This window comes from Kribbella sp. NPDC004138, assembly GCF_053603655.1.
Window position 1 is genome coordinate 217,876 of the sequence record NZ_JBSGFZ010000007.1, and the last position, 12,102, is coordinate 229,977.

General features: G+C 70.1%; 12 protein-coding genes. 9 read left to right on the top strand and 3 right to left on the bottom strand.

Annotation, left to right across the window (positions count from 1 at the left end; translation table 11 throughout):
• Positions 1-7 precede the first annotated feature (7 nt).
• From cydB to ACWEOO_RS12285, 6 genes are all read left to right on the top strand, one after another.
• Positions 8-991 carry a cytochrome d ubiquinol oxidase subunit II gene (gene cydB / locus ACWEOO_RS12260; RefSeq protein WP_452142993.1) on the top strand — a complete coding sequence of 328 codons (984 nt, stop codon included), beginning with the start codon at positions 8-10 and terminating at the stop codon, positions 989-991.
• A complete protein-coding gene (gene cydD, locus ACWEOO_RS12265) occupies positions 988-2,613 on the top strand; it encodes a thiol reductant ABC exporter subunit CydD (protein WP_452142994.1) in 1,626 nt (541 codons plus the stop codon). The genes cydB and cydD overlap by 4 nt, the downstream gene beginning before the upstream one ends.
• On the top strand, positions 2,610-4,235 hold the full coding sequence (cydC, locus tag ACWEOO_RS12270) for a thiol reductant ABC exporter subunit CydC (RefSeq protein WP_452142995.1): 1,626 nt from the start codon (positions 2,610-2,612) through the stop codon (positions 4,233-4,235). Before cydD ends, cydC begins: the two co-directional genes overlap by 4 nt.
• A 40-nt stretch (positions 4,236-4,275) precedes the next feature.
• Positions 4,276-5,484, top strand: a complete 1,209-nt coding sequence (ftsY, locus tag ACWEOO_RS12275) for a signal recognition particle-docking protein FtsY (protein ID WP_452143085.1) — start codon at positions 4,276-4,278, stop codon at positions 5,482-5,484.
• Positions 5,485-5,545: 61 nt separating this feature from the next.
• Complete coding sequence (locus tag ACWEOO_RS12280) at positions 5,546-5,953, top strand: YciI family protein (RefSeq protein ID WP_359930694.1); 408 nt, start codon at positions 5,546-5,548, stop codon at positions 5,951-5,953.
• Entirely contained in the window at positions 5,931-7,154 is a 1,224-nt protein-coding gene (locus ACWEOO_RS12285; RefSeq protein ID WP_452142996.1) for an RNA polymerase sigma factor, read from the top strand. The genes ACWEOO_RS12280 and ACWEOO_RS12285 overlap by 23 nt, the downstream gene beginning before the upstream one ends.
• Here the strand turns inward: ACWEOO_RS12285 and ACWEOO_RS12290 are convergent, their stop codons facing one another.
• Both ACWEOO_RS12290 and ACWEOO_RS12295 read right to left on the bottom strand, forming a co-directional pair.
• Entirely contained in the window at positions 7,155-8,111 is a 957-nt protein-coding gene (locus tag ACWEOO_RS12290; RefSeq protein ID WP_452142997.1) for an asparaginase, read from the bottom strand.
• A 10-nt stretch (positions 8,112-8,121) separates the two neighbouring features.
• Positions 8,122-8,697, bottom strand: a complete 576-nt coding sequence (locus ACWEOO_RS12295; RefSeq protein ID WP_359930702.1) for a helix-turn-helix transcriptional regulator — start codon at positions 8,695-8,697, stop codon at positions 8,122-8,124.
• A 79-nt stretch (positions 8,698-8,776) separates the two neighbouring features.
• Between ACWEOO_RS12295 and ACWEOO_RS12300 the strand changes: the two genes are divergently transcribed.
• From ACWEOO_RS12300 to ACWEOO_RS12310, 3 genes are read left to right on the top strand one after another with little or no spacing between them, the layout of a single operon-like run.
• Complete coding sequence (locus tag ACWEOO_RS12300) at positions 8,777-9,724, top strand: NAD(P)/FAD-dependent oxidoreductase (RefSeq protein WP_452142998.1); 948 nt, start codon at positions 8,777-8,779, stop codon at positions 9,722-9,724.
• Between the two features lie 26 nt (positions 9,725-9,750).
• A complete protein-coding gene (locus ACWEOO_RS12305) occupies positions 9,751-10,194 on the top strand; it encodes a sigma factor-like helix-turn-helix DNA-binding protein (RefSeq protein ID WP_359930707.1) in 444 nt (147 codons plus the stop codon).
• Positions 10,191-11,426 (top strand): hypothetical protein, encoded by a 1,236-nt coding sequence (locus tag ACWEOO_RS12310; protein ID WP_452142999.1) that lies wholly within the window; start codon positions 10,191-10,193, stop codon positions 11,424-11,426. The genes ACWEOO_RS12305 and ACWEOO_RS12310 overlap by 4 nt, the downstream gene beginning before the upstream one ends.
• Here ACWEOO_RS12310 and ACWEOO_RS12315 read toward each other — a convergent pair.
• Positions 11,415-11,948, bottom strand: a complete 534-nt coding sequence (locus ACWEOO_RS12315) for a TetR/AcrR family transcriptional regulator (RefSeq protein WP_359930713.1) — start codon at positions 11,946-11,948, stop codon at positions 11,415-11,417. The two genes, ACWEOO_RS12310 and ACWEOO_RS12315, sit on opposite strands and share 12 nt — an antisense overlap.
• Positions 11,949-12,102: the final 154 nt, after the last annotated feature.

A 12,102-nucleotide genomic window follows, 5' to 3' on the forward strand; every position in this document is an offset into this window, starting at 1 on the left:
GTTCGAGATGGAACTGACGACTGTGTGGTTCGTCGCGATCGCGACACTGTGGACCGGCTACTTCGTCCTCGAGGGCTTCGACTTCGGCGTCGGGATGCTGTACCGCGTGCTCGGCCGCAACGAGCCCGAGCGCCGGGCCGCGATCAGCACCATCGGGCCGGTCTGGGACGGCAACGAGGTGTGGCTGATCATGGCCGGCGCGGCCACCTTCGCGGCCTTCCCGGAGTGGTACGCGACGCTGTTCAGCGGGTTCTACCTGCCGTTGTTCGCGATCCTGGTCGGGCTGATCCTGCGCGGTGTCGCCCTGGAGTACCGCGGCAAGCGCGACGAGCCGGTCTGGCGGTCGCGGATGGACGCGATGATCGTCGTCGGCTCGCTGCTGCCGGCCCTGCTCTGGGGTGTTGCCTTCGGCAACATCGTGCGCGGGGTGCCGTTGGACGCCGATCACGAGTACGTCGGGAGCTTCGGGACGCTGCTCAACCCGTTCGCCCTGCTCGGCGGGCTGACGTTCGTCGCGGTCTTCGTCACCCACGGCGCGATCTTCCTCGCGCTGCGCACCACCGACGACCTGCGGGTCCGCGCCAACCGGCTCGCCACCCGGACCGGTGCGCTCGCCGCCGTCCTCGCGATCGCCTTCCTCGCCTGGGCGCAGGCGTTGCGCGGCGACACCGTCTCGGTGGGGATCGCGATCGCCGCCGTGCTCGCCTTCGCCGGCGGCCTGGTCGCGAACGTGCTGCGCCGCGAGGGCTGGGCCTTCGCCGGTACGACGTTCGCGATCGGGCTGGCCGTCGTGTCGCTGTTCGTCGCGCTGTTCCCGGACGTGATGCCGTCGACACTCGATCCGGGGTCGACGCTGACCGCGGTCGAGGCGGCGTCGTCGGCGTACACGTTGAAGGTGATGACGATCATCACGGCGATCTTCATGCCGCTGGTGCTGCTGTACCAGGGCTGGACCTACTGGGTGTTCCGTCAGCGGGTCGTGGTCGCGTGAAGCCGCTGGACCCGCGGCTGCTGAGGAGGGCTCGCGGCGCCCGGGTCTTCCTGGCGGCGTCAGTTGTGATCGGTGTTCTCAGCGGCGTGCTGATCATCGTGCAGGCGGTGCTGCTGGCGCATGGCATCGCGGGCGTCGTACTGCGGGGCGGTGGAGTGGTCGCAGTCGCCTGGGGCCTTGCTGCTGTCATCGCCGGGCGGGCGTTGCTGGTGTGGGCGCAGGAAGTGGTCGCGCAACGCGCTGCGGCCGCTGTGAAGTCCACGCTGCGACGCCAGGTGCTCGAGCACTCGCTGAAGCTCGGACCGGTGTGGCTGAGCGGTGAACGCAGCAGTGCGCTGACAACCCTGCTGACAAAGGGCCTGGACGACCTGGACCCGTACTTCGCTCGCTACCTGCCGCAGCTGGTTCTGGCGTCCACGGTGCCGGCCGGCGTGATCGGTTGGATGGCGACCGGGGACCTGATCGCGGCCGGGACCGTGCTGATCACGTTGCCGTTGATCCCGATCTTCATGGCGCTGATCGGCTGGGTGACTCAGGCGCGCAGTCGGCAGCGTCAGCACGCCCTGGCCGTCTTGGCGCATCACTTCGCGGACGTGGTCGGCGGGCTGACCACGCTGAAGCTGTTCGGTCGCGCGAAGGCTCAGGAGCAGGCCGTGCGACGGGTGACCGACCGGCATCGCGCCGCGTCGATGGGCAGCCTGCGGATCGCGTTCTTGTCGTCGTTCGCCTTGGAACTGCTCGCGAGCCTGTCAGTGGCATTGGTTGCCGTCGGCGTCGGTCTCCGGCTGGTCGACGGCAAGCTGGGACTCGAGACGGCCCTGATGGTGCTGATCCTGGCGCCGGAGGCCTACCTGCCGTTGCGACAGGTCGGCATGCAGTTCCACGCCAGTGCGGACGGGGTGGCGGCGAGCGAAGAGGTGTTCCGCGTGCTGGAGACGCCGCTGCCGGCGCGTGGCGACCGCACCGACGTACCGGACCTGAGGGTGAGCTCGCTGCACCTGTACGACGTGACCGTGCGCTATCCGGCGCGGAACGAGCCGGTGCTGGACGGGTTCGACCTGGAGGTGCGCCCGGGCGAGGTGGTGGCTCTGACCGGCCCGAGTGGTGCCGGCAAGTCGACAGTGCTCGCCGTACTGCTCGGGTTCGTTCAGCCGGAGCATGGCGTGGTTGTCGCCGGTGGCAGTGCGGCTGACGAGTTCGACCCAGCGGAGTGGAGACGGCAGTTCGCATGGGTGCCGCAGCGCCCCGGACTGCGGCTGGGGACTGTTGCCGACAACGTACGGCTCGGCCGGCCGGATGCGTCGGACGACGAGGTGCGCCTCGCGCTCCTCACGGCGGGCGCCGCCGACCTCCTCCTCGACAAGGCAGTAGGCGAGCAAGGCCAGCAACTGTCAGGCGGCCAGCAGCGCCGTGTAGCCCTGGCCCGGGCCCTGGTCACCGACGCCCCAGTCCTCCTCCTGGACGAGCCCACAGCCGGCCTGGACAGCAGCACAGAAGCTGAAGTGATCGCCGGCCTGCGCGCCAGCGGCCGAACAGTCCTGATGGTCGCTCACCGTCCCGCGTTGATCGCGTCAGCCGACCGCACGGTCGCCGTTTCCGCCCGAGAGTTGGTGAACGCGTGAAGCGGGTAACCGCCCTTGATCCCCTCGCCCGCCCGCAGGGCGCCGTTTGGTGGCGGCTGGCGTTGGCGCTGGTGCTTGGTGTCGCGGCGGCCGGGTCGGCTGTTGCTCTGCTCGCTACCTCGGCCTGGCTGATCACAGCAGCGTCCGCGCAGCCTCCGGTGTTGCTGCTGATGGTCCCGATCGTGGCGGTACGTGCGTTCGGTGTCGGGCGCGGGGTGTTCCGGTACGTCGAGCGCCTCGTCGGCCACGACGCGGCGTACCGGGTGCTGGGGGAGACCCGCGCACGGATCACCGGACGGCTGGAGAAGCTCGCACCGCTCACCTCACAGCGAAAGGGCGACCTGCTCGCTCGGCTGGTGCTGGACGTGGACGCGGTCCTCGACCTCTGGCTGCGAGTCCTCCTTCCCGCCACGGTCGCCGCCGTGACAGCAGCTGCCACAGTGGCGCTCCTCGCGATCCTCCTGCCAACAGCCGGTGCAGCGGTCGCGGTGGCAGTCCTGATCGCGTGCACCGTCGTACCGTGGCTGACCGCCCGCACGGCTCAGCGGGCCGAGCGCAATCTGGCCGGTGCCCGTGGTGATGTCGCAGCCACGACGACCGAGGCCCTGCTCACGGCAGCCGACGTGGTCGCCTTCAACGCGCTCGACACGGTGCTGGACGACTTCAGCCGCCGCGACGCGTGTCTGGCCGCGGCCGAACGCCGGTCTGCCTGGAGCGCCGGCCTTGGCAGCGCACTCCTGGTCCTGTGCGTCGGCGGAGCAAGCATCGCCGCCCTGGTCCTCGGGAGTACGGCGAACATCACCGGCGCCGTCTTCGCCGTACTGGTCCTGACCCCGCTCGCCCTGGCCGACGTACTGGGCGGACTCCCTGCGGCAGCGCAGCTGGCCATCCGCGTACGGGCGTCCCTCGACAGAGTCCAGGAACTGGTCGACACGCCCTCGTCGGTGACCGAGCCTGTCGAGCCACTGCCGCTCCCGGCCGGACGCGACCTCCAGGTGCGGCTGCTCCGAGCCGGGTACGACGGCAGCGACGTGCTCGACGGACTGAATCTCGACCTGCCCGCCGGGAGCCGTGTGGTGATCACCGGGCCGAGCGGCTCCGGCAAGAGCACGCTGGCGTCGGTGCTGCTGCGGTTCCTCGAGCCGCGCGGGGGAGAGGTGCTGCTGAACGGTGTCGACGTGGCCAGGCTCCAAGGCGATCAGGTGCGCTCCGTCGTCGGGCTGCTCACCCAGGAGAGTCACGTGTTCGACACGAGCATCCGGGAGAACCTGCTGCTCGCGAAGCCGGGGGCCAGCGATCTCCGGCTGTGGGAGGCGCTCTACCGGGCACGGCTCGGGCTGCTCGTCGAGAGTCTCCCGGACGGCCTGGACACCATGGTCGGGGAGCACGGCGCGCGGCTGTCGGGCGGTGAGCGCCAGCGCCTCGCGTTCGCGCGGCTGCTGCTCGCGGACCGCGACGTACTGGTCCTGGACGAGCCCACGGAGCACCTGGACGAGGAGACCGGCCGTGCGTTGCTGGCCGACCTGTTCGGGGCCGCGGGCGACCGGACTGTGGTTCTGCTCACCCACCGGCCGGAGCTGGTGCCTCCTCACGTAACGCGACAACAGGTTTGCCTGACGTGACAAATGCGGGCGGCGGGCCGGGTGTCTGTCAAGATGGGGAATCGTGTTGACCCCACTGCTCGTCTCGCTGCTCCTCCCGCTGCTGACCGACCAGGCTCTGATCACGATCGTCGTCGCGATCGCTGTCGTGCTGGTCGTCGGCACCACCGGTCTGGTCGTCGCACGGCGGCGCCGCGCCGAGCTGCCGCCGGCTGCCCCGAAGCCCTCGGTCGAGGCCCCCGAGCCGAAGGTCGGTGAGGACGCGGAGGAACCGCGGGACACCCCGACCCGCACGCTGGAGGACACTGAGCTCCCGGAGGCCGAGGCCGCCACGGCGACGATCGAGAAGCCGGAGTCTGCGCAGGGCCGCCTGGTCCGGCTGCGGGCCCGTCTGGCCCGCTCGCAGGGCTCGCTCGGCAAGGGCCTGCTCGCGCTGCTGTCCCGCGACAAGCTGGACGAGGAGGCGTGGGAGGACATCGAGACCACGCTGATCACCGCCGACGTCGGTGTGGCGCCCACGCAGGAGCTGGTCGACAAACTGCGCACCAGGATGCGCGTGGAGGGCGTCGGCGCCGCCGAGGCCCGCGAGATCCTCCGCGAGGAGCTCATCGACCTGGTCAACCCGTCGCTGGACCGGTCGCTGAACGTGACCCGCAAGGAGACGCAGCCGGCCGTCGTACTGGTCGTCGGCGTGAACGGGACCGGCAAGACCACCACGGTCGGCAAGCTGGCCCGGGTGCTGGTCGCGGAGGACAAGCACGTCGTCCTGGGCGCCGCGGACACGTTCCGTGCCGCCGCGGCCGACCAGCTGCAGACCTGGGGTGAGCGCGTCGGCGTCCGGACCGTGCGCGGGCCGGAGGGCGGCGACCCGGCCAGCATCGCGTTCGACTCGGTCAAGCAGGGCATCGAGGAGGAGGCGGACGTCGTCCTGGTCGACACCGCCGGCCGCCTGCACACCAAGACCGGCCTGATGGACGAGCTCGGCAAGGTGAAGCGGGTGATCGAGAAGACCGCCGAGGTGGACGAGGTCCTGCTGGTCATCGACGCCACCACCGGCCAGAACGGCCTCACCCAGGCGCGGGTGTTCGCCGAGGTCATCGACGTCACCGGCCTGGTGCTGACCAAGCTGGACGGTACGGCGAAGGGCGGCATCGTGATCGCCGTGCAGCGCGAGCTCGGCGTCCCGGTGAAGCTGGTCGGCCTGGGGGAAGGAGCCGACGACATGGCACCCTTCGACGCGGAGCAGTTCGTCGACGCCCTGCTGGACTGATGTAGAGAACCCGCTCGCGGCTTCGTCTCCCGGGTAAAGGCTCCACGAGGAGGAGAAGAACATGACCAAGTTCATGCTGCTGATGAACATGGACGGCGGTAACTGCGACACCCCGATGCTGGAGTGGGACAAGGCCGACATGGACGCCCACATGAAGTACCTGGGCGACCATGTGGAGCGGCTGCGGCAGAGCGGTGAGCTGGTCGAGGTGAACGCCCTGAGCTGGCCCAAGCACGCCAAGGTGGTTCGCTCGACCGGTGTCAGCGCGCCGGTGCTGACCGACGGCCCGTACGCCGAGTCCAAGGAGATCCTGGCCGGGTACACGATGGTCGACGTCGAGTCGGAGGAGCGCGCGCTGGAGATCGCGGCCGAGCAGTCCGCCGCGCCGGGGCCCGGCGGCGTACCGCTGGAGCAGCCGATCGAGGTACGCCGCCTCATGGAATCGGATGGCGATCTCCACGACTTCTGACCACGCTGACGGCCCGGGCCACGAGCTGGAGGACCTGCTGCGCGAGCTGACGCCGCAGGTCCTCGGCGCCGTCGTGCGCTGGTCCGGTGACTTCGCAGCGGCCGAGGACGCCGTGCAGGAGGCACTGCTCGCCGCGGCGACCACCTGGCCGCGCGACGGCCGGCCGGACAGCCCGAAGAGCTGGCTGATCCAGACGGCGTCGCGGCGGCTGATCGACGAGGTCCGCCAGCAGCAGGCGCGCCGGCGCCGTGAGGAGCGGGCGGCCCTGCGCGAAGTGCCGCTGGGAGAGGTCGAGGAACACGACGACACGCTGCGGCTGCTGTTCCTGTGCTGCCACCCCGCCCTCACACCTGCTTCGGCGATCGCGCTGACGCTGCGGGCGGTGGGCGGTCTCACCACCGCCGAGATCGCCACCGCCTACCTCGTGCCCGAGGCGACGATGGCCCAGCGGATCAGCCGGGCGAAGTCGAAGCTGAAGGGCACCAGCTTCGAGCTGGACGCCGACCCGGACCGGCTGCGCAACGTGCTGCACGTGCTGTACCTGATCTTCAACGAGGGGTACACCAGCACGAGCGGACCCGAGCTGCACCGCAGCGATCTGTCCAGCGAGGCGATCCGTCTGACGCGCGCCGTACGGGCCCAGCTGCCGGAAGACGGTCAGGTCACCGGACTGCTCGCGCTGATGCTGCTGACCGACGCACGGCGTGCCGCACGCACTGGCAAGACCGGAGAGCTCATCCCGCTGGCAGAGCAGGACAGGTCGCTGTGGGACCGCGACCAGATCACCGAGGGCGTCGCGCTCGCGGTCGATGCGTTCGAGACGCCGCCGCTCGGCGAGTACCAGCTCCAGGCTGCGATCGCCGCACTGCACGACGAGGTGGACCGCGCCGAGGACACCGACTGGCCGCAGATCCTCGCGCTCTACGGCCTGCTGGAAGACCTGTCCGGCAACCCGATGGTGAAGCTCAACCGGGCGATCGCGGCCGCCATGGTGGACGGCCCCGACGCCGGCCTGAAGCTGCTCGAACCACTCGACGAGGAGCTGGCCGGCCACTACCGCCTCGACGCCACCCGCGGTCATCTCTACGAGATGCGCGGCGACAACGAGGCCGCCGCCGAACACTTCCGGGCGGCGGCCCGCGGTACGACGAGTCTGCCGGAGCGCGACTACCTGATGACCAAGGCCGCGTCGCTCAGCTGATCAGCTGTATTGCCCGAAGACGGTCAGGTCGTCGTCCGTTGCCAGCAGCAACCGCAGCAGCACGCGCGCCTTGTACGGGTCCAGGAAGCCGCCGTCGATCAGCCCGCGCTGCAACAGGTCCGTCTCCGAGCCGGGGGAGTTGTACGTGTTGCGGACGATCGAGCCGGCGCCGGTGCGCGACGTGAGGACGACCGGGATCCGCGATGCCAGCTCACCGAGCACCGGTGCGAGCTTGGCGGGCACGTGCCCGACGCCGTACCCCGCGACGACCAGACCCTGGTGCGTGTCGGCCAGGCCCTCCAGCAGTACGCCGTCGTCGTCCAGGGTGACCGTGTAGAGCGCGACACGGATGTTGTCGAGCTCAGCAGGCTCAGCACTGCCGTGCACGCCGTCCAGTCGCAGCGGACGCGTGAGGACGCGGACCTGGTCCTCGACCACGTGGCCGATCGGGCCGGTGTTGGGTGACACGAAGGTCGCCGTACTGGTGCTGTGGGTCTTGCGTACCCAGCGGGCCGCGTGGATCTCTTCCTTGAAGACGACCAGTGCGCCCAGGTCGCGGGCCGCGGGGGAGCAGGCGACGCGGAGTGCGGCCAGCAGGTTCGCCGGTCCGTCCGGGCCGGCCAGTGTCGGGTTGCGCATCGCCCCGGTGAACACGAGCGGCTGCGGGTGCGGCCACACCAGGTCGGCGAGGAAGGCACTCTCCTCGAGCGTGTCGGTGCCCTGGGTGACGACGACGCCGACGGCTCCGGCAGCGACGGCCTTGGAGGCGGCGTCGACGACTTCGAGGATCTTGGCGGCGGTCAGGTTCGCGCTCGGGACCTTCTCGATGTCCTGGATCTCGACCGAATGGCCCAGGTCGGGCAGCCCGGGCATGGCGGCGGTGAGGTCGTCACCGGTCAGCCGATGGGCGCCTGCCATCGAGATGGTCCCGCCCAACGTGAACAACGCGACGCTCACTGCTTGTCTCCTATCGGGTCCGCGCTCTGACGTGCATCCGCTCCCCTTGCGGGCCGTATAGACATAGCAGTTCTGCCGGTCCAGGGCCCGGGTTGGCGAACCAGTGCGGCACCCGGCAGTCGAACTCGACCGCTTCGCCCTCCTTGACGACGAAGTCCTGGTCGCCGAGTTTCAGCCGGATCCGTCCCGACAACACGTAGAACCAGTCGTAGCCCTCATGCGTCTTCTGCTCCACGTCGTGGCCCGGGTAGCCCTCCGGCAGGATCTGCTTGAACGCCTGCAGCCCGCCCGGCCGCCGGCTCAGCGGGATGTGCACGGTGCCGTGCCGCTTGATCGGCTTCGGGTAGATCCGCGGGTCGCCGGTCGGCGGTGCGTCCACCAGCTCGTCCAGCTGCACCTGGTGCGCGCGAGCCAGCGGCAGCAGCAGCTCCAGCGTCGGCCGGCGCTGCCCAGACTCCAGCCGGGACAGGGTGCTGACCGAGATGCCGGTGGCCTCGGAGAGCTGGGCGAGGGTCGTGCCGCGCTCGCCGCGGAGCGCCCGCAGCCGTGGCCCGACCGACTCGAGAACGTCCTCGTCGTTTGCCATACCGGCAACAGTACTTGTCGAAAATGAAAATCACCACGCACCCTGGGGGCAGACCTGGAGACAACGGAGGAGTCCCGAGATGACGAAGTACGACGTGATCGTGATCGGCGGCGGTGCGGCCGGGCTGAGCGGAGCGCAGGCGCTGGTCCGGTCCCGCCGGTCGGTGCTGGTGATCGACGACGGTTCGCCGCGGAACGCGCCCGCCGACGGCGTGCACAACTTCCTGACCCGTGACGGCGTACCGCCGCGCGAGCTCTACGCGATCGGTCGCCAGGAGGTGGAGGGGTACGGCGGTGAATTCGTCGACGGCACCGTGACAACGGCCCGGCGCGACGAGCAAGGGTTCACAGTGGAGCTGGCGGACGGTACGGCGTACCGGAGCAGGCGGCTGCTGGTGACGACGGGCCTGACCGACGTGCTCCCCGACGTACCCGGGCTGGCTGAGCGGTGGGGCAAGGACGTGGTGCACTGCCCGTACTGCCACGGGTGGGAAGTGCGCGACCAGGCGATCGGTGTGCTGGCGACCAGCCCCATGGCACTGCACCAGGTGCAGCTGTTCCGGCAGCTGAGCGATGACGTGACGCTGTTCCTGCACACTGCGCCCGAGCCGACCGACGAGCAGTGGGAAGAGCTGGCTGCTCGGGGAATCTCCGTGGTGCAGGGGAAGGTCGAGCAGCTCGAGGTGACCGACGACCGGATCACCGGCGTGCGGCTCGAGGGCGGCAAGGTCGTTCCGCGGCAGGCGCTGGCGATTCAGACCACCGTGCGGGCCCGTGCGGGCTTCCTGGCCGATCTGGGTCTGGAGCCCACCTTGGTGGAGTCGAACGGCGTCGAGGTCGGCACCGCGGTCCAGGTCGACGGCATGGGCGCCACGCAGGTCCCTGGTGTGTTCGCGGCGGGCAACGTCGCCAATCCGATGGCTCAGGTGATGCCCTCCGCGGCGGCCGGACTGATGGCCGGAGCCGGCCTGAACTTCGACCTGATCTCCGAGGAGACACGGTTGGCAGTAGCAGCCCGCAGTAGTTGAGGAGTTCAATGGGGCTGGGAGGGTGGATGCGCGACACGGTCGACCCGGACTTCGCCTCGTTCGTCGATGCGCGGCAAGGCAGCTGGCTCCGCACGGCGTACCTCGTGTACGGCGACCTGCACCGGGCTGAGGAGCTGCTGCTGCACGCCTTCACGCAGCTGTCCGTGCGCTGGGCGAGGGTGGACGACCCGGATGCGTTCGTCCAGCGCCTGCTCTACCAGCCGGCTCTGCGGCCGTGGAACCGCGCGAAACCGTTCCCGGACGACGAGGACCCGATCAGGGCCGCCCTGGCCGAGCTGACGCCCGCGCAACGCACCGTGTTCGTGCTGCTGCACTTCGAGGAGCTCACCGAGTTCGAGGTGTCCGACCTGCTCGGGATGTCCCAGACCGCCGTGCACGCGAACGGCATGAGCGCCTTCGGCCGGTTCCGTACGGCGCTCGGCGCGGGCGACTGGCGTGATGCCCGATGAGACGCGAGGACGTCCGGCCGCTGCTCCTCCAGACGACCGATCGGCTCTCGGAGCCCGACCTCGCCGACGCCGCCTGGGCGGCCGGTCTGGTGGTCAACCGGCGCCGGCGGCGGCTGACGGCGCTCAGCGTGATCGCCGTCATCGCACTGGCCGTCGTCGCCTCGATCCTGATCGGAACCGGGACCCGCGGCAGGGCCGACATCACGCCGCCGCCGACACCGCCCGGATACATCGAGTCGTCGGGGAAGATCAGCGGGATCGACTTCTGGGTGGCGCCACCGCCCGGCAGCGAGCGCTTCCTCGACCGGCTGGAGACGCCGCTCGGTGATCGGCTGGACCTGCCCCACAAGGTCCGCCCACTGGCGAAACACACCCTGCACAACATCGCGGCGGTCCTCCTGGTGAAGCACGGCGACCGCTATGCGCCGCTCCTGCTCGGCGCGGACGGATCCTGGGTCCAGGCGGACGTCGGTCTCGCGCCGGTCGACAACGGCCCGCCGCTGAGCCCGGGCGCGATCTCTCCGGACGGCCACGTCGCCGCCTTCCCGCAGCCGGGCGCGCTGGTCACGGTGGACGCGACGACGGCGCAGATCGCCCGGTTCCCGCTGCCCGGCGGCGACTACCTCAGCGTTTCCTGGGTCGCCGACGGGCGGTGGGCCCTGGTCGGCGGGCGCGATGCGACGTACCAGGTGCTCGTCGGCGAAGGCGGCTACGGGGAAGACCCGGTGTTCCGGGTCGCGGCGACCAGGGACCCGAACGAGGCCACTTCGCCGTTCCGCATCCAGACAGGGGCTGTGATGCGCTACATGTTCAACGGCCAGTGGATGGAGGACAACCCGCTCACGCTGCCGGTCCGGTCCTGGCAGGGCCAGACGTTCTCGTCGATCACCGGCGCGGCCCGGGTCTTCGTCTCGGAGACGCTGCCACAGGTTCCGACCCGTGTGTCGCAGCCGCAGGTGGTGGCGGCCATCTCCACGCTCAGCACGATGCCCAGCCGGCTGCTGGTGCTCGGTGAACCACAAGACAGTCCCCCGACCCAGGAGGGGGCGGGGGACCGTCCGTTCGTGCGTGAGGTCGGTTGTTGCGCCGTACTCGGCTGGTACGACGACAACAACGTCCTGTTCCGGGTCCGTGGCTGGGTCTTGGCCTGGAACCTCGACAGTGGCCGGGTCCGACGCGTCACCGAGTTGGGCGTGGACCAGGTTGCTCTCGGGCCTGGACTACGGCCCTGAGGTCGGCATCTCGAGTACTGCGCGCAGGGTGATGTCGGCCAGGCGGTCGGCATCCTCCGGCGGCGGCATCGGCTGTCCGGTCAGGGCGCGAATCACGAACACCCCGGCCATCCATTCCACCATCAGCACCGGGTCGGCGGTGCTCTTGATCGGTTCACCGCGCTTCCTGGCGCGTTCCAGTGCTTGTCTGGTGAGTTCGATCCGACGTTCCAGCACTCCGCGGTAGATCGCCGCGGACCGCTCGTCACGGGTTGCTTCCGAAACGGCCAGGCGGATCATCGCCCGGCCGTAGTCGCTGTTCGCGAACGCCAGCGCGACCCGGTAGACCTGGCGCAGGTCTCCCGCGATCGAACCGGTGTCCGGATCCGGGATCTCCAGATCGAACAGTTCGGCCATGGCGTCGTTGGCGAGCAGCTCCTTGCTGGCCCACCGGCGGTAGATCGTCGCTTTGCCCACTCCCGCGGCCTCCGCGACGTCGTCCACCGTCATCCCGTCGAATCCCCGCTCCAGCAGCAGTTGCACGGCGTACCGGCGGATTCTCGGCTCCGCTTCCGGGTCCCGTGGCCTGCCGCGTCGCGGTCTCACCCCGTAGTTCGGCTCCATTTCGTCGTCCCCAGCTCGGACGGGGGCAGTGGCGCGGCCGCACCCCGTGTGGTCCAGGCCAGAGTGCCACACT

What these genes read in the sequence shown, in the direction of transcription:
- ACWEOO_RS12300 (WP_452142998.1), top strand. Translation starts at nt 8,777, where the DNA reads ATGACGAAGTACGACGTGATCGTGATCGGCGGCGGTGCGGCCGGGCTG.
- ACWEOO_RS12295 (WP_359930702.1), bottom strand. Translation starts at nt 8,697, where the DNA reads ATGGCAAACGACGAGGACGTTCTCGAGTCGGTCGGGCCACGGCTGCGG.
- ACWEOO_RS12310 (WP_452142999.1), top strand. Translation starts at nt 10,191, where the DNA reads ATGAGACGCGAGGACGTCCGGCCGCTGCTCCTCCAGACGACCGATCGG.
- ACWEOO_RS12305 (WP_359930707.1), top strand. Translation starts at nt 9,751, where the DNA reads ATGCGCGACACGGTCGACCCGGACTTCGCCTCGTTCGTCGATGCGCGG.
- cydB (WP_452142993.1), top strand. Translation starts at nt 8, where the DNA reads ATGGAACTGACGACTGTGTGGTTCGTCGCGATCGCGACACTGTGGACC.
- ACWEOO_RS12280 (WP_359930694.1), top strand. Translation starts at nt 5,546, where the DNA reads ATGACCAAGTTCATGCTGCTGATGAACATGGACGGCGGTAACTGCGAC.
- ACWEOO_RS12285 (WP_452142996.1), top strand. Translation starts at nt 5,931, where the DNA reads ATGGCGATCTCCACGACTTCTGACCACGCTGACGGCCCGGGCCACGAG.